Raw genomic sequence first — 17,373 nt, forward strand, 5'->3', positions numbered from 1 at the left:
TTCAGGCCCCCCAGCCGGCCTGGTTGCCGCCGACGCGCTCGGCGGCGATCTTCTCGAAGTATCCGGACGTGGCGTAGGCGGCCATCGGGTCGGGCGCCAGGCCCATCTCCTCGCGCAGCTCGGCGAGCAGCGGCCGCACGTCGGTGTTGTAGGCGTCCATCAGGACGGCGTTGGCGCCCAGCACGTCCCCGGCCTGCTGCGCGGCGCTCAGCGCGGCGCGGTCCACGAGCAGCGCCTTGGCGGTGGCCTCCTGCACGTTCATGACCGAGCGGATCTGGCCCGGGATCTTGGGCTCGATGTTGTGGCACTGGTCCAGCATGAACGCGACCTCGTCGGTGAACCCGCCGCCCCTGATCACCTCGTACATGATGCGGAAGAGCTGGAACGGGTCGGCGGCGCCCACCATCAGGTCGTCGTCGGCGTAGAAGCGGGAGTTGAAGTCGAAGCCGCCGAGCTTGCCCTCGCGCAGCAGGAACGCGACGATGAACTCGATGTTGGTGCCGGGCGCGTGGTGGCCGGTGTCGACCACGACCTGCGCCTTGGGGCCGAGCTTGACGCAGTGCGCGTAGGCGGTGCCCCAGTCGGGCACGTCGGTGGCGTAGAAGGCGGGCTCGAACAGCTTGTACTCCAGCAGGAAACGCTGGCCCTCGCCGAGTCGGTCGTAGACCTCGGCCAGCGACTCGGCCAGGCGGTCCTGGCGGGCCCTGAGGTCGTCCTGGCCGGGGTAGTTGATGCCGTCGGAGAACCACAGCTTCAGCGTGTCGCTGCCGGTGGCGTCCATGATGTCGACGCATTCGAGCAGGTGGTCGGTGGCCTTGCGGCGCACCCGCGCGTCGGGGTGGGTGACGCTGCCCAGCTTGTAGTCGTCGTCCTGGAACACGTTGGAGTTGATCGCGCCGATGCCCACGCCCAGGTCGCGGGCGTGGCGGGCCAGGTCGGCGTAGTCGTCCACCTTGTCCCACGGGATGTGCAACGCGACCGTGGGGGCGATGCCGGTGTAGGCGTGCACCTGGGCGGCGTCGGCCAGCTTCTCGTACGGGTCGCGCGGCACCCCCTGCTGGGCGAACACCTTGAACCGGGTGCCGCTGTTGCCGTAGGCCCAGGACGGCGTCTCGATGCGCTGCGCGCGCAGCGCGGCCTTGATGTCAGTCATTACTCCCCGATCAATCCAGGTGGAACACTTCGGTCAACGGGACCATGCCCTCGTCGGGGCGGCCGTCGAGGCCCTCGAAGAACGGCGCCATCTCGGCCTGCCAGCGGGCGTTGACCTCGGTCTCGGCCATCGCCTTCTGTGCGGCCTCGAAGTCCTCGGTCTCCAGGTATCCCACGAGGAGGCCGTCGTCCCTGAGGAAGAGCGAGTAGTTGTGCCAGCCGGTGCGCGACAGCGCCTCTCGCATCTCCGGCCAGACGTCGCGGTGGCGTTCGCGGTACTCCGCCAGCCGCTCTGGGCGGACTTTCAGCAGGAAGCAGACGCGTTGCACTGACACTCCTTTCAAAAACGTTTTAATCCGTCGTGCAGGAAACTATGATTCCTGGTGCTCGCTGTCAATGGACCAGCGGGCCCCGATCCAGCGCCGATGAGGGATCGGGGCGATGACACGTTTTAACAGGTCGGGACGATCACGACGTCTCCGGCCGGCACCGTGATCACCTGGTCCCCGGTCGTGACGGTGGCGTCCTCGTCCGTGTGGTTGATCGCGAACAGGAACGAGCGCCCGTCCGGGTGCGAGCGCCGCACGACCTCCACCCCCGGCACGGTCTGCGCCGCCGGCGACACCCCCGCCTCCCGGCAGGCCGTGGCCAGGACCTCGGCCAGGGCGGCGTCGTCGAGCAGGGTGGTCAGGTAGTGGGCCGTGCCGTCGCCGAACTCGTTGCGGGTCCAGGCGGGCTCGCCCGTCGCGTACGTGTCGAGCACCTTGGCGGTGGTGACCCGCGCCGCCTCGCTCCACACGCCGCCCGTCGCGCCCGAGGCCAGCCGGATCGGCTCCTCCAGGGGGAGGAACTCCTCGGTGCTGACGCCGAGCAGGTCCCGCCACGCGCCCGGATAGCCGCCGAGCCGCACCCGGTCGTGCTCGTCCACGATCCCGCTGTACGGGCCCACGACCACGACCCCGCCCCGCCGGGCGAACGCCTCCAGGTTGGCCGCCCCCGCGTCGCTCACCAGGTAGAGCTGCGGCACCACGACCAGGCGGTACCCGGTCAGGTCGCCCTCGGGGTGGGCCAGGTCGCAGGTGACGCCGGCCCGCCACAGCGCGGCGTGCCAGCGCTTGGCCTCCTCCACCGGGTCCAGCTCGGCGGTGGGCTGGGCGGGGTGGTCCTGCGCCCACACGCTGGAGTGGTCGAGGAGCAGGGCGACGTCGGCCTTGACGGTGCTGCCCGCCACGCCGGACAGCCCGGCCAGCTCGGCCCCGAGCGCCACCACCTCGCGCCAGATCTTGGTGTCGGTGCCGGCGTGCGGCAGCATCGCCGAGTGCCACTTCTCGGCGCCCGACCTGGACTGGCGCCACTGGAAGAACATGATCCCGTCGGCGCCCCTGGCCAGGTGGGACAGGGAGTTGCGGCGCAGCTCGCCGGGGGTCTTGGCGAGGTTGCGCGGCTGCCAGTTGACCGCGCTGGTGGAGTGCTCCATGAGCAGCCACGGCCGGCCGCCGTTGAGCGAGCGGGCGTAGTCGGCGGCGAAGGCCAGGTCGATGTGGCGCTCGCGGCGGGCGCCGATCAGGTAGTGGTCGGTGGAGACGACGTCCAGCTCGGCGGCGAAGGCCCAGCAGTCCATGTCCCAGTGGGCGCCGGCCATCAGGTTGGTGGTGGCGGGGACGCCCGGGGTGAGCTGCCTGAGCAGGTCGCGCTCGGCGCGGTAGAGCTCCACCAGCGCGTCGGAGCTGAACCGGCGGAAGTCGAGCTGCTGGCCCGGGTTGGGGAAGCTGGGGGTGGCGCGGGGCGGCAGGATCTGGGCCCAGTCGCTGTAGCGCTGCGACCAGAACGCGGTGCCCCAGGCGTCGTTGAGCGCGTCGAGGGAGGAGTAGCGGGTGCGCAGCCAGGCGCGGAAGGCGGCGGCTGAGGCGTCGCAGTAGCAGCGGGCGTTGTGGCAGCCGTACTCGTTGTGCACGTGCCACAGCACCAGCGCCGGGTGGTCGCGGTAGCGCAGCGCCACCTGCTCGGCGACGCGCAGCGCCTTCTCGCGGTAGATGGGCGAGCTGGGGCAGAAGCCCTGCCGGCTGCCGTGCCACAGGCGCCGCCCGTCGGCGTCCACGGGCAGCGCCTGCGGGTAGGCGTCGGAGAACCACGGCGGCGGGGAGGCGGTGGGGGTGGCGAGGTTGGCGCCGATGCCGTGCTCGGCCAGCAGGTCCATCGCCCGGTCGAGCCAGCCGAAGTCGAACACGCCCTCGACGGGCTCGATCGATGACCAGGAGAAGATCCCGACGCTGACCCGGTTGACGCCGGCCTCGCGCATCAGCGCGACGTCCTGCTCCCACGTCTGCTCGGGCCACTGCTCGGGGTTCCAGTCACCGCCGTACGCGATGCCATCCGGCATGAAGGTCTGCCTTTCGAGATTATTGTTAGCGCTACCAGCCTGTTACGCCGGTGTTTACCGGGGATTAAAACGTTCTGGTCATAGAGCGCACAAGACCTCAGCCCACCACGAAGAGCATTGGCGCAGCTCAGCGCCGTTGATTCGGGACGAGGCCCAGGTCGTGGCGGGCGGCGGGAGGCCGGTCAGGAGCGCGCTGCGGTGAAGAACGTTTCAATGCCGCCGTCGAGCCGGTGGTAGAACGGGCTGTCCGGGGCGATCTCCGCGCGCAGCACCGGGCGGCCGGTGAAGGCGGAGGCGTACAGGCCGGTGACGAACTCCATGGCCCGCCGCGCGTCCGCGCCGGAGGCCGGCGGGCGCTCGCCCCGCTCGTAGGCGTCGAGCAGCAGGCCGAGCTGGGTGGCGTGGGTGCTGGGGACGTCCTCGGGCGGGCTCCACAGCGGCGAGGTGGAGCTCCAGTCGGCGTTGCCGTAGCCGTACAGGTGGCGCAGCTCCACCGTGGCATCGGCGAAGTCGAAGCGCAGGTAGCTCTCCTGGCGCGGCGACAGCACGCTGGTGACGACCGAGCCCATGGCGCCGTTGTCGAAGCGGACCATCGCCAGGGACACGTCCTCGGTCTCGATCGGCCGGTCGAGGCGGCCGGCCATGGCCCTGATCTCCGCCCAGTCGCCGAACACCGACAGCATGAGGTCCATCTGGTGCACGCCGTGCAGCACGGTGGTGCCGCCGCCCTCGGTGGCCCACTTGCCCCGGTACGGCACGGCGTAGTAGTCGTCGCCCCGGTGCCAGGTCGTCTGGCACAGCGCCAGCAGCGGCCGGCCCAGTGGCCGCCCCGGCGCCCCGGCGAGCGCGCGCAGGTGCTCGGCGCCGGAGCCGAAGCGCTGCTGGTAGACGACCGACAGGTACGGCCCGCCCGCCCCCTCGGCGGCGGCCATCCGGTCGAACTCGGCCAGGGAGAGCGCGGCCGGCTTCTCGCACCACACCCACGCCCCCGCCGACAGGGCCGCGATAGCCTGGTCCACGTGCAGGTACGGCGGCGTGCAGACGATCACCAGGTCGGGGCGCTCGGCATCGAGCAGCTCCCCCAGGTCCGTGTACGCCGCGGCGCCTCCGGCGAGCGCCTTGGCCCTGGCCTCGTCCACGTCCGCCACGGCCACCAGCTCCACCCGGTCGCGGTGGGCCCGCAGGGCGGGCACGTGGCTGTGCGCGGCGATGGCGCCGGCCCCTACGATGGCAGCCCGGATCACGAGCGCTCCTCTTATAGAAACGTTTTACTTCCGGCGCGCGACGTTAGGCGGCCCGTGACGGCGGTGTCAACGCGGAAGCGCGGTTCCACCGGTGCCGCGACTGGCGCACACCCCGTTAGTACGTTTTAATTTGTCCTCATGGCCATGGTCAGCATCAAGGACGTCGCCGCACACGCCGGCGTCTCCCCCGGCACGGTCTCCAACGTACTGAACCGGCCCGGCAAGGTCGCCCCCGCGACGCGCGAGCGGGTGGAGGCCGCCATCAGTGAGCTGGGGTTCGTCCGCCACGGCTCGGCCTCGACGCTGCGCGCCGGGCACAGCAGGACGATCGGCCTGAGCGTGATCGACATCGGCAACCCGTTCTTCACCGAGGTCGCCGCCGGCGTCGAGGACGTCGCCAGCGAGCTCGGCTACGCCGTGATCCTCGGCAACTCCGCCGGCTCGCAGGACAAGGAGGAGCGCAACCTGCGGGTGCTGGCCGAGCAGCGGGTGCGCGGCGTGCTGATCACCCCGTCGGGCGAGGACCCGGCCCGGCTCGACCGGCTGCGCGAGCACGGCATCAGCGTCGTGCTGGTCGACCATCCGGCGCACCGGCCCGACCAGTGCGCGGTGGCCGTGGACGACGTCGCGGGCGGCCGGGCCGCCGCGGCCCACGTGCTGGCCAGGGGCGCGCGCACCCTCGCGTACGTGACGGGCCCGCTGACCATCCGCCAGTGCGTGGAGCGGCGCGAGGGCGCCAAGGCCGCGATGCGCGCCGCCGGGCTCGACCCCGGCGACCTGCGGGTGGTCGAGACGGCGACGATGACGGCCCGCGCGGGCGAGAAGGCCGCCGCCGACCTGATCGCCGGCGGCCTGCCGGAGGCCGTCTTCTGCGCCAACGACCTGCTCGCGCTGGGCGTGCTGCGGGCGCTGCTGCGCTCGGGCGTGCGGGTGCCGGAGGAGGTGGCGCTCATCGGCTACGACGACATCGACTTCGCCGCCGCCTCCACGGTGTCGCTCACCTCGATGCGGCAGCCCACGTACCAGCTCGGCCGCATCGCCACCGAGCTGCTGCTGGACGAGTGCGACAATCCCGACACGCACGCCCACCAGCACATCATGTTCCAGCCCGAGCTCGTCGCCAGGGAGTCCACCCAATGAGCCGCCGTTTCGCCGCCGTCGACCTGGGCGCCTCCAGCGGGCGGGTGATGCTGGCCGACCTGTCCGAGGGGCTGAGCCTGACCGAGGCCCACCGTTTCCCCAACGGCCCGGTGCGCGTCGCCGGCCGCCTCTACTGGGACATCCTCGGCCTCTACCGCGAGATCCTGACGGGCCTGCGCGCGGCCGGCCCCGTCTCCTCCATCGGCGTGGACTCGTGGGCGGTGGACTACGCGCTGCTCGACGCGTCGGGCGCCATGCTGGGCAACCCGGTGCACTATCGCGACGACCGCACGGCCGGCGTGGCCGAGCGGGTGGCCGCCTCCGTCGGCGCGGAGAGCCTGTACGACGTGTCGGGGCTGCAGGTCCTGCCGTTCAACACGGTCTACCAGCTCCTGGCCGAGCCGCGGCTGGGCGAGGCGGCCACGATGCTGCTGATCCCCGACCTGATCGGCTACTGGCTGACCGGCGAGGCGGGCGCCGAGGTGACCAACGCCTCGACCACGGGCCTGCTCGACGTGCGCACCCGCGCATGGGCGCTGCCGCTGGTCAAGCAGCTCGGCCTGCCGGAGGGTATCCTGCCGCCGCTGCGGCAGCCCGGCGACCTGCTCGGCGGCCTGCGCAGGGACGTGGCGGGCGAGATCGGCTGGTCGGCGCCGGTGCGGGCGGTGGGTTCGCACGACACGGCCTCCGCCGTGGTCGCGGTGCCGGCCGCGGCGCCGGTCTCCGGCCCCGCCTTCGCCTACGTCTCGTGCGGCACGTGGTCGCTGGCCGGGGTGGAGCTGCCCGGCCCCGTGCTCACCCCCGAGAGCCGCGCCGCGAACTTCACCAACGAGGCCGGCATCGACGGCACCGTCCGCTACCTGCGCAACGTCATGGGCCTGTGGCTGCTGCAGGAGTGCCTGCGCGCCTGGCCCGGCTCCGACCTGGGCGAGCTGCTGAAGGCCGCGGCGGGCGAGCGGCCGTTCGCCGCCGTGGTCAACCCCGACGAGCCCGTCTTCCTGCCGCCGGGCGACATGCCGGCCAGGATCGCCGCCGAGTGCCGCCGCACCGGGCAGCGCCCGCCCGCCTCCCCCGCCGCGTACGTGCGGTGCGTGCTGGAGAGCCTGGCCCTGGGGCACCGCGAGGCCGTGCGGCAGGCGATGGAGCTGTCGGGCCGCGACGTCGAGGTGGTGCACCTGGTGGGCGGCGGCTCGCGCAACGAGCTGCTGTGCCAGTTCACCGCCGACGCGTGCGGGCTGCCGGTGGTGGCGGGCCCCGCGGAGGCCACCACGCTCGGCAACGTGCTGGTGCAGGCGCGGGCGGCCGGGCTGGTGTCGGACCTTGAGGAGATGCGGGCGCTGGTCGCCGCCTCGCAGCCGCTGCGCCGCTACGAGCCGTCCGGCGGGCGCGCCGGCTGGGACGAGGCGGCCTCCCGGGTGTTCTGACCTGCCGGTTTTCCTCCGGCCGCGCCAGGGCAGGACTGGGGCCGGGGGGCATCGGGGGGTGTCATGGAGTTCGGGTGGCCGCTGCTGCGGCAGCTCACGGGCGCGGACCGGACGGCGCGGGGGCCGGCGGCGAAGTCGGCGAGGACGGCGGGGCTGCGGGCCCGTACGTCCACGGCCGACCGGGTGGTGAAGTCGGTGTGCCCGTACTGCGCGGTGGGCTGCGCCCAGAACGTGTACGTACGGGACGAGCGGGTCGTCCAGATCGAGGGCGACCCCGACTCGCCCGTCAGCCGCGGCCGGCTGTGCCCGAAGGGCGCGGCCAGCCTGCAGCTCACCACCGGCTCCGGGCGCCAGTACGGCGCGCTGTACCGGCCGCCGGGCGCGGCCGACTGGCAGCCGATCGAGCTGGACACCGCGATGGACATGATCGCGGACCGGATCATCGAGACCCGGCGCGCGACGTGGGAGCGGGAGCACGACGGCCTGCCCACGGGCCGCACCATGGGCATCGCCAGCCTGGGCGGCGCCACGCTGGACAACGAGGAGAACTACCTCATCAAGAAGCTGCTGACGGCGCTCGGCGTGGTGCAGATCGAGAACCAGGCCCGCGTCTGTCACAGCTCGACCGTGGTGGGGCTCGGCACGTCGTTCGGGCGGGGCGGCGCCACCACCTACCTCCAGGACCTGCAGCACTCCGACTGCGTGATCATCGAGGGCTCGAACTTCGCGGAGGCGCATCCGGTCGGCTTCCAGTGGGTGATGGAGGCCAAGGCGCGCGGCGCGGTGATCATCCACGTGGATCCGCGGTTCACCCGCACGAGCGCGCTGGCGGACCTGCACGTGCCCATCAGGGCCGGCTCCGACGTGGCCTTCCTCGGCGCGATCATCAACCACGTGCTGGAGAACGAGCTGTACTTCCACGAGTACGTCGTCAACTACACCAACGCGGCCACGATCCTGAGCGAGGACTACCGCGACGCCGAGGACCTGGACGGCGTCTTCTCCGGCTTCGACGAGCAGGGCCGCTCGTACGACGTGGCCTCCTGGCAGTACGAGGGCATGGAGGCGGTCGCCGCGTCGGGCGACCGGGACCAGGAGTACGCGAAACGGACGGGCAGCTCCCCGCCGGGCCGTCCCGAGACGCAGGGCGGCACGGGGGCGCCACTGAACGGCCGGCCGCAGCGCGACGAGACGCTGCGCCACCCGCGCTGCGTGCTGCAGGTGCTCCGACGGCACTACGCCCGCTACACGCCGGAGATGGTGGAGCGGGTGTGCGGGGTGCCGCGGCACCTGTTCGAGGAGGTGTGCCGGCACCTGACGGAGAACTCGGGGCCGGACAAGACGGCCGAGTTCGTCTACGCGGTCGGCTGGACCCAGCACAGCGACGGCTCCCAGTTCATCCGGGCGGCCTGCATCCTGCAACTGCTGCTGGGCAACATCGGCCGGCCCGGCGGCGGCATCCAGGCGCTGCGCGGGCACGCCAGCATCCAGGGCTCCAGCGACATCCCGACCCTGTTCAACCTGCTGCCCGGCTACATCCCGATGCCGCACGCGCACGAGAACGAGCAGCTGCGCGACTTCCTGCGCGCCGACGCCCCGACGAAGGGCTTCTGGGCGAACATGCCGGCCTACCTGGTGAGCCTGCTCAAGGCGTGGTGGGGCGAGTCGGCGCGGGCGGACAACGACTACCGCTTCGGCTGGCTGCCGCGGCTGACGGGCTCGCACAGTACGTACGACACCGTGCTGGCGCAGATCGAGGGCACCTGCAAGGGCTACCTGCTGCTCGGCGAGAACCCGGCGGTCGGCTCGGCCAACGCCAAGATGCAGCGCCTGGGCATGGCCAACCTCGACTGGCTGGTGGTGCGCGACCTCAACCTGATCGAGAGCGCGACCTGGTGGAAGGACGGCCCGGAGATCGAGACGGGCGAGCTGCGCACGGCCGACCTGCGTACCGAGGTGTTCTTCCTGCCGGCGGCCTGCCACACGGAGAAGGACGGCAGCTTCACCAACACCAACCGCATGCTGCAGTGGCACCACCGGGCGGTCGAGCCGCGCGGCGACGCCCGCAGCGACCTGTGGTTCATGTACCACCTGGGCCGCATCATCCGCGAGAAGCTGGCCGGGTCGCGGGATCCGGTGGACGCGCCCGTGCTCGACCTGACGTGGGACTATCCGACGCACGGCGAGACGGCCGAGCCGTCGGCGGAGGCGGTGCTGGCCGAGATCAACGGCCGGGACGCCCAGGGCCGGCCGCTGTCGGGTTACACGGAGCTGAAGGACGACGGCTCCACGGCGTGCGGCTGCTGGATCTACTGCGGCGTGTACGCCGGCGGCATCAACCAGGCCGCCCGCCGCAAGCCCGCCTCGGAGCAGAACTGGATCGCCGCCGAGTGGGCGTGGGCCTGGCCGGCGAACCGGCGCATCCTCTACAACCGGGCCTCGGCCAGGCCCGACGGCAGCCCGTGGAGCGAGCGCAAGCGCCTGGTCTGGTGGGACGCGCAGGCCGGCGAGTGGACGGGCTACGACGTGCCCGACTTCGAGGCGGACAAGGACCCCGGCTACCGGCCGCCGCCGGACGCGCAGGGGGTGGCGGCGCTGTCGGGCATCGACCCGTTCATCATGCAGGCCGACGGCAAGGGCTGGTTGTTCGCGCCCGCCGGGGTGGTGGACGGGCCGCTGCCCACGCACTACGAGCCGCAGGACTCGCCGGTGGCCAACCCGCTGTACGGGCGGCAGCGCAACCCGGTGCGCAAGGTGTACCCGCACGAGAACAACCGGTACCAGCCGAGCGGCGACGAGCCGGGCGCCTCCGTCTACCCGTACGTGGTGACGACGTACCGGCTGACCGAGCACTTCACGGCGGGCGGGATGAGCCGGTTCACGCCGTACCTGTCGGAGCTGCAGCCGGAGATGTTCTGCGAGGTGTCGCCGGAGCTGGCGGCCGAGCGGGGGCTGGTGCACGGCGACTGGGCGACGATCGTCACCGCCCGCAACGCGATCGAGGCGCGGGTGATGGTCACCGACCGGATGCCGTCGCTGCACCTCGACGGGCGGGTGCTGCACCAGATCGGGCTGCCGTTCCACTTCGGCCCGAACGGGCTGGCCAGGGGCGACGCGGCCAACGAGCTGTCGGCGATCTCGCTGGACCCCAACTCGCACATCCAGGAGGTCAAGGCCCTGTCGGCGGACATCCGCCCGGGCCGCCGGCCGCGCGGGGCCGCGCTGCCGGAGCTGGTGCGGGCCTATCAGCGGCGGGCCGGCGTGAGCGCCGGCACCGGAATGGAGGCGTGATGGCCTTCGACCTGGACGAGCGGCTCGACGAGGGCCGCCGGGTCGGCTTCTTCACCGACACCAGCATCTGCATCGGCTGCAAGGCGTGCGAGGTGGCGTGCAAGGAGTGGAACCACGTCCCCGACGACGGCCTGAACTTCACCGGCTGGTCCTACGACAACACGGTCAAGCTGAGCGCCGACACGTGGCGGCACGTGGCCTTCGTCGAGCAGCGCAAGCCGCTCGGGCACCAGGAGCCCGGCGTCGGCGACCTGGACTTCCGCTGGCTGATGGCCTCCGACGTGTGCAAGCACTGCACGCACGCGGCCTGCCTCGACGTGTGCCCGACGGGGTCGCTGTTCCGCACCGAGTTCGGCACGGTCGTCGTGCAGGAGGACGTCTGCAACGGGTGCGGCTACTGCGTGCCCGCGTGCCCGTTCGGGGTGATCGGCAAGCGGGAGACGAGCGGCACGGCGGCCAAGTGCACGATGTGCTACGACCGGCTGGGCGCCGGGGAGGAGCCGGCCTGCGCCAAGACGTGCCCGACCGACTCCATCCAGTTCGGCGACCTCGACGAGCTGCGCGAGCGGGCCGAGCGGCGGCTGGAGCAGGTGCGCGCGGCCGGCGCGGCCTCCGCCCGCCTGTACGGGCACGACCCGGACGACGGCGTGGGCGGCACGGGCGCGTTCTTCCTGCTGCTGGACGAGCCGGAGGTGTACGGGCTGCCGCCCGACCCGGTGGTGACGACGAGGGACCTGCCGTCGATGTGGCGGCAGGCGGGGGTCGCGGCGGTGGCCCTGCTCGCCGGGCTGGCGGCGACGGCGTGGAGGCGGAAGCGATGAGTCAGACCGACGTCCGGCTGGACGACACGCCCGGCGTGCGCGGTGACCGGGAGGCCACGCCGGGCTCCGCGGGCGCCGCCGCGAGCGGCTGATGGTGCCGAAGGCCGACTTCGACTCCTACTACGGGCGGCCCGTGCTGAACGAGCCGACGTGGCGGGCCGCCGACATCGCCGGCTACCTGTTCCTGGGCGGGCTGGCGGGCGCGTCGTCCACGCTGGCCGCCGCGGCCGAGCTGACCGGCCGGCCGCGCCTGGCCAGGGCGGCCAAGGTGGGGGCGCTGGGCGCGCTGGGCGGCTCGCTGTACGCGCTGATCCACGACCTGGGCCGGCCCGAGCGCTTCGTCAACATGCTGCGGGTGTTCAAGGTGACCTCGCCGATGAGCGTGGGCACCTGGATCCTCACCGCGTACGGGCCGCACGCCGGCGCCGCCGCGGCCACGGGCGTGACCGGGCTGTTCCCCGGCCTCGGCCGGGCCGCCACGGTGGGCGCCGGGGTGGTGGGGCCGGCGGTGGCGACGTACACGGCGGCGCTGATCTGCGACACGGCCGTGCCGGTCTGGCATGAGGCGTACCGGGAGATGCCGTTCCTGTTCGCCGGGTCGGCGGCGGCGTCGGCGGGCGGGCTCGGGTTGCTGGCGGCGCCGCTGTCGGAGGCGGGCCCGGCGCGGCGGGCGGCGCTGGCGGGCGCGGCGGTGGAGGTGGCGGCGGCGGCCCGGATGGAGCGACGGCTGGGGCCGCTGGCCGAGCCGCTCAAGCGCAGCGGGCTGCTGCGGCTGGGCGAGGCGCTGTCGCTGGCCGGCGCGCTGGCCGGGGCGACCGTCGGCCGGCGCAGCAGGGTGGCGGCCATGGCGGCGGGCGCGGCCCTGCTGGCCGGGTCGGCGTGCACCAGGTTCGGGATCTTCCAGGCCGGCATGGAGTCGGCCAACGACCCCAAGCACACCGTCCAGCCGCAGCGCAGGCGGCTGGCGCGGGCGAGAGCGGAGCGTGACCTGACATGAAGCACAAGGTGCTGGAGTACTTGCCGTTCGTCGGCATCGTGCTGGCGATCTGCACGGCGTCGTGGGTGGCCGGGCGCATGCCTGCCGAGGGGCGCGCGTTCGCCGCCGGGCTGGGGCGCACCGCCGGCCCTCGTCGCCGTACGATCAGCAGATGACCGAAAAGACCGAAACCACGCCTGCTTGGCTCGCACCGGAAGAACTGGAGTCGGTGCGCGGCCGGATGCCGATCCTCTACATCGACGCCGTGCCGGTGCGGGTCGATGACACCGGCGTGGTCACCCGCGTCGGCCTGCTGCTTCGCATGTTGCCGGACGGCACGGTCAGCCGGGCGCTGGTCTCGGGCCGGGTGCTGCACCACGAGCGGATCCGTGACGCGCTGGTGCGGCACCTGGAGAAGGATCTCGGGCCCGTGGCGCTGCCCCGCATCCCCGTCTCGCCGCAGCCGTTCACCGTCGCCGAGTACTTTCCCACGCCCGGCGTGACCCCCTACCACGACCCGCGCCAGCACGCGGTGTCGCTGGCCTACATCGTGCCCGTCGCCGGCGACTGCCGGCCCCGGCAGGACGCGCTCGACCTGGTGTGGTTCACGCCGGAGGAGGCGGCTTCACCGATGGTGCAGGGGGAGATGACCGGCGGGCAGGGCGTACTGCTGCGGCAGGCGCTGGCCCACGTCGGCTGCCTGCCCTAGGCACCCTGGAGGGGTCAGGGGCGTTCGGCGCCGTCGCGGATCCAGCGGTAGAGGGGGTCGCCGGGGCAGGAGGTGTCGTAGCCGTCGCGGTGGCCCTTGACCTCGCGGCCCGCGTCGCCGTGCTCGCGCAGGTACTCGATGGCGTCGACCAGGGCGTTGAGCAGGTCGTCGTTCGGCTCGGTCAGCCCGGAGCTGCCGACCAGCGCGAGCACGGCGTAGTGGCCGGAGTTGAGGCCGGCGCCGTTGGCGGCGGGCAGGGCGTGCGGGCCGCGGCCCACGAAGGTGCGCCGGTGCGGGCAGCACACCATGTTGTAGCCGACGTCGATGTACTTCTCGCCGCGCCCGCCGGACATGTGCATGCGCTGGATGTCCTGGACCAGGTCGACGCAGCGGTCGTGGTTGCCGGGGTCGGCGAGGTCGGCGGGCACCTTGCCGCCCGTGTAGTGGATCTTGACGCCTTCGGTCGACGCCAGCCGGACGTAGGCGCTGGTCGGCTTCTTGGCGTGCCACTCGGCTCTGGTGATCAGGTTCATGTGTTCCTCTCCTGAAAGGAATGTCCTGACTACCAGAGTGTCAACTTTCTGTAGTTGTGTCATCACCTTTCGTCACCAAAATGCGCCGAGGGGGCCCGCACCCCCTCGGCGATCAGCCGGTCGAGGTGAGCGTCATCGGGCTCTCGCCGCCCCGGTGCGCGCGGCGGAACACGTGCGAGCGGCCGCCGGCCTGGAAGTCGGCGCGCGCGGTGATCCGGCCACCGGACGGCGCGGGGAAGCCGACCGAGATGGCCGTCCCCGGGTCCACCCGGGCGACGGTGTGCGCCCGCGTGCGGCGTTTGCCGTCGAGGCCCAGCTCCACCTGCGTCCACGGCACGGCGGAGCCGTTGTGCAGGGTCACCACGACCTGCCCGCCGGTCAGCTCGGTACGCAGCCCGTACGGCAGGCGCGGGTCCTCCCCGATCGAGTCGTCGAGCAGCTCCATCAGCTCCCGGGTGATCTGCGGCCTGGCGGCGGCGATGTCGCGGCTCTCCCCCGGGTCCCTGCTCAGGTCGTACAGCTCGACCCGGCCCTCGGGGCCCGCGCCGGCGATGTGCGGGGCGAACCTGACGAGCTTCCACCGGCCCCGGCGGATGGCCTGGGCCTTGCGGGGCCGGTTCCAGACGAGGTGGGTGTGCTTGGGGGCGCCCTCGCCGGTGAGCAGGCCGCGGAAGGACAGGCCGTCGAGGTGCGCGGGCACGGGCGTCTCCGCCAGGTCGGCCAGCGTCGGCAGGAGGTCCCAGGCCGCCACCGGCTGCCGCTCCACCCGCGGGCGCAGCCCCGGCGACCAGGCGATCAGCGGCACGCGGATGCCGCCCTCGTACACGTCGCGCTTGTCGGCCCGGTAGGGGCCGTTGGAGTCGAACAGCCAGGGCGTCACGCCCTTCTCGCGGTGCGGGCCGTTGTCGCTGGTGAACAGCACGAGGGTGTCCTCGGCCCGGCCCGCGTCGCGCAGGGCCCGCACGAGCGCGGCCACGTCGGTGTCGAGCCGGGCCACCTGGGCGGCGTGGCGGCGGTTCGCGGCGGTCCACGGCTTGGTCTCGTACTCCCCGGCGTCGCCGGGGATGACGCTCGGCGAGTGCGGCAGGTTGGTGGCGAAGTAGAGCAGGAACGGCTGGTCGCTGTCGGCGTTGATGAACTCGACGGCCCGCTGCCTGAACAGGTGGGGCGCGTACTTGCTGCCGTCGAGCTGCACCTTCTGCCCGTTGTGCCACAGGTACTTGGGGAAGTACTGGTGGGCGTGGCGGTGGCCGATGTAGCCGAAGAACTCGTCGAAGCCGCGCACGTTCGGGTGCGAGGGCTGGTCGGGCTGCTCGGGGCCGAAGCCCCACTTGCCGATGCAGGCGGTGCGGTAGCCGGACAGTTGCAGCAGCTCGGCGAAGGTGAGGTCGGCGTCGGTGAGCGCGTGCTGCGGGCCGCCCTCCGGGTTCTCCCGCACGGTGCTGTGGCCGTTGTGCAGGCCGGTCAGCAGGGAGCAGCGCGAGGGGCGCAGAGCGGCGCCCCCGAGTACGCGGTCTTGAACTGCACGCCTTCGGCCGCCAGCCGGTCGAGGTTCGGGGTGCGGATCAGGCGCTGCCCGTTGGCGCCGATCTCCCCCCATCCCAGGTCGTCCGCGAGGATGAGCAGGATGTTCGGCCTCCTGGGCAGGCTGCCCTTCTGGCTGCCGCTGCGGGAGGTGGCCTCGGCGCCCGCGGCTGTCACCGCGGGCAGGGCGAGGCCGGCGAAGGTACCGGCGAGTAAAGCTCGGCGCGAAGGCCCGTTGATCACGAAGGGCAACATATCGGAGGCTCGGGCGAATGGCGGGCAAATCGCAAGCGAACTCTGTCACAGAGTCGCAACCGGCCCGGTGAGCCTCCTGTCAGGCGAGATACTCCCACGTCCGGCAGATGTCGTGCAGCTCGGCGGGGATCTCGTCGGGCGTCGGCAGCGGCCGGCCCGCCACGACGGTGCCGGTGCGGATCTTGTCGCGCCAGTCGCCGATGCCCTTGACGAAGCCGCCGTGGTCCTTCTTGCCGTACTCCAGCATGGCCGGCTCGAACTCCACGCCCAGGAACAGGCAGATCCGGCGCAGCTGCCCCTCGGGGTCGGCGGTCAGCTCCTCGTAGCGCACCGTCAGCCCCTCCAGGTGGGTGCGGGCCTCCTCCAGGTACGTCATGTAGCTGAGCGTGCGCGGCACCGCCTCGCTCATGGGCCGCTTGTCCGGGTCGGCCTCGTGCCACGACTGCACGATCGACATGGGGTGGCGCAGCAGGAAGACGAAGCGCGCGTCCGGCCAGCAGGTGGCGATGCGCCGCCAGGCGAAGACGTTGCTGGGCGTCTTCTCGCACAGCACGGATTTCCCGCTGCGGGTCAGCTCGCGGTGCAGCAGCCGGTCCCACATCATGTGCTCGATGTCGCTGTGGGTGTGGCCGAGCAGCTCCATCGCCTGGCGTACGGGGTCGGTGCCGAGGCCCACGGTCATCCGCCTGAAGTGCGTCTCGATCGGCGAGTGGATGCGGGAGTGGCTGTTGAGCATGACGCGCAGCAGCGTCGAGCCGGACCGTACGGACGACAGCAGGAAGACCGGCTCGCGCAGCAGCCGGTCGTGCGCGGGATCGACGGGCGGGCGCACCTTGTCGCCCGGCAGCCGTTGCAGCTCCAGCGGCACCTTGGGCGGCGGTGGCGGTTTGGGCGGCTCCTTGCGCAGCTTGCGCGTCACTGTGTATCCCGTCAGGCCCTCGAGTGTGGCGTTGGCCCGGTACCTCCAGTTCATGGGGCTTCAAGGTAGGGCGGGCCAGTGAACCGCAGGTGAATCCGGGCTGTGAAGATGCCGCACGTTCACGTGCGCTTGACGCGCCGGTCGTGCACGACCGCGTACGTGTTGCGCAGCGCCTGCATCGACTCCTCGTACGACGCCTGCGCGACCCCCGTGAACAGGCAGTCGACCACCATGAGCTGGGCGATGCGGCTGCCCAGCGCGCCGGAGCGGAACTCGGTCTCCCGCGCGGCCGTGGTGAGCGTCACGTCGGCGGCGCGGGCCAGCGGCGAGTCGCGGAAGTTGGTGATCGCCACGGTGCCGGCCCCGGTCTTGCGCGCGATGGCGAGGAACTCGACGGTGTCGACGGTGGCGCCGCTGTGGGAGACGGCGACCGCGACGCAGCCGGGCCCGAGCGTGGCCGCCGACGTCCAGGCGGAGTGGGAGTCGTGCCAGTTGATCGCGGTGCGGCCGATGCGCGACAGCTTCTGCTGCAGGTCGAGCCCGACCAGGGCGCTGGCGCCGACGCCGAAGGTGTCGATGCGGCGGGCGGCCAGCAGCCGCGCCACGGCCTCGCCCAGCGCCTCCACGTCGAGCATGCGGGCGGTGTCGGCGATGGAGAGCGTCTCGTTCATGGCGACCTTGGAGACGATGCCCGCCAGGCTGTCGTTCCTGTCGATGTCGCCGGAGACCTCGGGCAGGCTGGAGGCGGCCAGCTCCTCCCTGGCCACGGCCCTGGTCAGGTCGATGCGGAAGTCCTTGAAGTGGGCGTAGCCCATCCGCTGGTAGAAGCGCACCACCGAGGTCGTCGAGGTGCCGCAGCGGCCGGCCAGCTCGGCGATCGACAGGTTGGCGGCGGCGGCCGGGTCGCCGGCGAACGTCTCGGCGATGCGCCGCTCCGACGGCCGCAGGGCGGGCATGGCCGCTCGGATGCGGATGAGCAGCGTCTCGGCGTCCTCGGCCATTGTC

14 protein-coding genes and 1 pseudogene are annotated in these 17,373 nt (G+C 72.4%); 7 read left to right on the forward strand and 8 right to left on the reverse strand.

Features of this window, described 5'->3' with window-relative positions; genetic code table 11:
* Position 1: 1 nt before the first annotated feature.
* The 4 genes from rhaI to KIS93_RS14815 all read right to left on the reverse strand — a co-directional run bounded on the left by rhaI (position 2) and on the right by KIS93_RS14815 (position 4,776).
* Positions 2-1,153, reverse strand: coding sequence for an L-rhamnose isomerase (gene rhaI, locus KIS93_RS14800; RefSeq protein ID WP_080037026.1), 1,152 nt, complete (start codon positions 1,151-1,153; stop codon positions 2-4).
* A 10-nt stretch (positions 1,154-1,163) separates the two neighbouring features.
* Positions 1,164-1,481: an L-rhamnose mutarotase gene (locus KIS93_RS14805; RefSeq protein ID WP_080037025.1), complete on the reverse strand. Its 318-nt coding sequence runs from the start codon at positions 1,479-1,481 to the stop codon at positions 1,164-1,166.
* A gap of 122 nt (positions 1,482-1,603) precedes the next feature.
* On the reverse strand, positions 1,604-3,532 hold the full coding sequence (locus KIS93_RS14810; RefSeq protein ID WP_080037024.1) for a beta-galactosidase: 1,929 nt from the start codon (positions 3,530-3,532) through the stop codon (positions 1,604-1,606).
* Between the two features lie 182 nt (positions 3,533-3,714).
* Positions 3,715-4,776, reverse strand: coding sequence for a Gfo/Idh/MocA family protein (locus tag KIS93_RS14815; protein ID WP_080037023.1), 1,062 nt, complete (start codon positions 4,774-4,776; stop codon positions 3,715-3,717).
* A gap of 138 nt (positions 4,777-4,914) precedes the next feature.
* Here KIS93_RS14815 and KIS93_RS14820 point away from each other — a divergent pair, with 138 nt between their 5' ends.
* The 7 genes from KIS93_RS14820 (at position 4,915) to KIS93_RS14850 (ending at position 13,137) form a co-directional block, all read left to right on the forward strand.
* Positions 4,915-5,916 carry a LacI family DNA-binding transcriptional regulator gene (locus KIS93_RS14820; protein WP_080037022.1) on the forward strand — a complete coding sequence of 334 codons (1,002 nt, stop codon included), beginning with the start codon at positions 4,915-4,917 and terminating at the stop codon, positions 5,914-5,916.
* Positions 5,913-7,340 (forward strand): rhamnulokinase, encoded by a 1,428-nt coding sequence (locus KIS93_RS14825; RefSeq protein ID WP_080037021.1) that lies wholly within the window; start codon positions 5,913-5,915, stop codon positions 7,338-7,340. Before KIS93_RS14820 ends, KIS93_RS14825 begins: the two co-directional genes overlap by 4 nt.
* A 63-nt stretch (positions 7,341-7,403) precedes the next feature.
* Positions 7,404-10,631 carry a formate dehydrogenase gene (fdh, locus tag KIS93_RS14830; protein ID WP_080037020.1) on the forward strand — a complete coding sequence of 1,076 codons (3,228 nt, stop codon included), beginning with the start codon at positions 7,404-7,406 and terminating at the stop codon, positions 10,629-10,631.
* Positions 10,631-11,452 (forward strand): 4Fe-4S dicluster domain-containing protein, encoded by an 822-nt coding sequence (locus KIS93_RS14835; protein WP_080037019.1) that lies wholly within the window; start codon positions 10,631-10,633, stop codon positions 11,450-11,452. The genes fdh and KIS93_RS14835 overlap by 1 nt, the downstream gene beginning before the upstream one ends.
* Before the next feature lie 91 nt (positions 11,453-11,543).
* Positions 11,544-12,449: an NrfD/PsrC family molybdoenzyme membrane anchor subunit gene (gene nrfD, locus KIS93_RS67460; RefSeq protein ID WP_186404239.1), complete on the forward strand. Its 906-nt coding sequence runs from the start codon at positions 11,544-11,546 to the stop codon at positions 12,447-12,449.
* Positions 12,446-12,604 carry a hypothetical protein gene (locus tag KIS93_RS14845; RefSeq protein ID WP_155126570.1) on the forward strand — a complete coding sequence of 53 codons (159 nt, stop codon included), beginning with the start codon at positions 12,446-12,448 and terminating at the stop codon, positions 12,602-12,604. The genes nrfD and KIS93_RS14845 overlap by 4 nt, the downstream gene beginning before the upstream one ends.
* On the forward strand, positions 12,601-13,137 hold the full coding sequence (locus KIS93_RS14850) for an NUDIX hydrolase family protein (protein ID WP_080037017.1): 537 nt from the start codon (positions 12,601-12,603) through the stop codon (positions 13,135-13,137). Before KIS93_RS14845 ends, KIS93_RS14850 begins: the two co-directional genes overlap by 4 nt.
* Before the next feature lie 14 nt (positions 13,138-13,151).
* On the opposite strand, the gene KIS93_RS14855 is transcribed toward KIS93_RS14850, so the two are convergent.
* From KIS93_RS14855 to KIS93_RS14870, 4 genes and pseudogenes are all read right to left on the reverse strand, one after another.
* Complete coding sequence (locus KIS93_RS14855; RefSeq protein ID WP_080037016.1) at positions 13,152-13,670, reverse strand: peptidoglycan recognition protein family protein; 519 nt, start codon at positions 13,668-13,670, stop codon at positions 13,152-13,154.
* A 112-nt stretch (positions 13,671-13,782) separates the two neighbouring features.
* Positions 13,783-15,449, reverse strand: a pseudogene (locus KIS93_RS14860) (arylsulfatase).
* 79 nt (positions 15,450-15,528) lie between these two features.
* Positions 15,529-16,422 (reverse strand): sulfotransferase family protein, encoded by an 894-nt coding sequence (locus KIS93_RS14865; protein WP_080037014.1) that lies wholly within the window; start codon positions 16,420-16,422, stop codon positions 15,529-15,531.
* 65 nt (positions 16,423-16,487) lie between these two features.
* The gene (locus KIS93_RS14870) at positions 16,488-17,369 is read right to left on the reverse strand and encodes a MurR/RpiR family transcriptional regulator (RefSeq protein WP_080037013.1); all 882 of its coding nucleotides are present in this window, start codon (positions 17,367-17,369) and stop codon (positions 16,488-16,490) included.
* Positions 17,370-17,373 lie beyond the last annotated feature (4 nt).

The sequence above is a fragment of the [Actinomadura] parvosata subsp. kistnae genome (assembly GCF_900323885.1).
Classification (GTDB): domain Bacteria; phylum Actinomycetota; class Actinomycetes; order Streptosporangiales; family Streptosporangiaceae; genus Nonomuraea; species Nonomuraea composti.

Bases quoted from the DNA above. Each gene is read 5' to 3' on its own strand.
- rhaI (WP_080037026.1), bottom strand. From the start codon at position 1,153: ATGACTGACATCAAGGCCGCGCTGCGCGCGCAGCGCATCGAGACGCCG.
- KIS93_RS14810 (WP_080037024.1), bottom strand. From the start codon at position 3,532: ATGCCGGATGGCATCGCGTACGGCGGTGACTGGAACCCCGAGCAGTGG.
- KIS93_RS14820 (WP_080037022.1), top strand. From the start codon at position 4,915: ATGGCCATGGTCAGCATCAAGGACGTCGCCGCACACGCCGGCGTCTCC.
- KIS93_RS14825 (WP_080037021.1), top strand. From the start codon at position 5,913: ATGAGCCGCCGTTTCGCCGCCGTCGACCTGGGCGCCTCCAGCGGGCGG.
- fdh (WP_080037020.1), top strand. From the start codon at position 7,404: ATGGAGTTCGGGTGGCCGCTGCTGCGGCAGCTCACGGGCGCGGACCGG.
- KIS93_RS14835 (WP_080037019.1), top strand. From the start codon at position 10,631: ATGGCCTTCGACCTGGACGAGCGGCTCGACGAGGGCCGCCGGGTCGGC.
- nrfD (WP_186404239.1), top strand. From the start codon at position 11,544: ATGGTGCCGAAGGCCGACTTCGACTCCTACTACGGGCGGCCCGTGCTG.
- KIS93_RS14845 (WP_155126570.1), top strand. From the start codon at position 12,446: ATGAAGCACAAGGTGCTGGAGTACTTGCCGTTCGTCGGCATCGTGCTG.
- KIS93_RS14850 (WP_080037017.1), top strand. From the start codon at position 12,601: ATGACCGAAAAGACCGAAACCACGCCTGCTTGGCTCGCACCGGAAGAA.
- KIS93_RS14855 (WP_080037016.1), bottom strand. From the start codon at position 13,670: ATGAACCTGATCACCAGAGCCGAGTGGCACGCCAAGAAGCCGACCAGC.
- KIS93_RS14865 (WP_080037014.1), bottom strand. From the start codon at position 16,422: ATGAACTGGAGGTACCGGGCCAACGCCACACTCGAGGGCCTGACGGGA.
- KIS93_RS14870 (WP_080037013.1), bottom strand. From the start codon at position 17,369: ATGGCCGAGGACGCCGAGACGCTGCTCATCCGCATCCGAGCGGCCATG.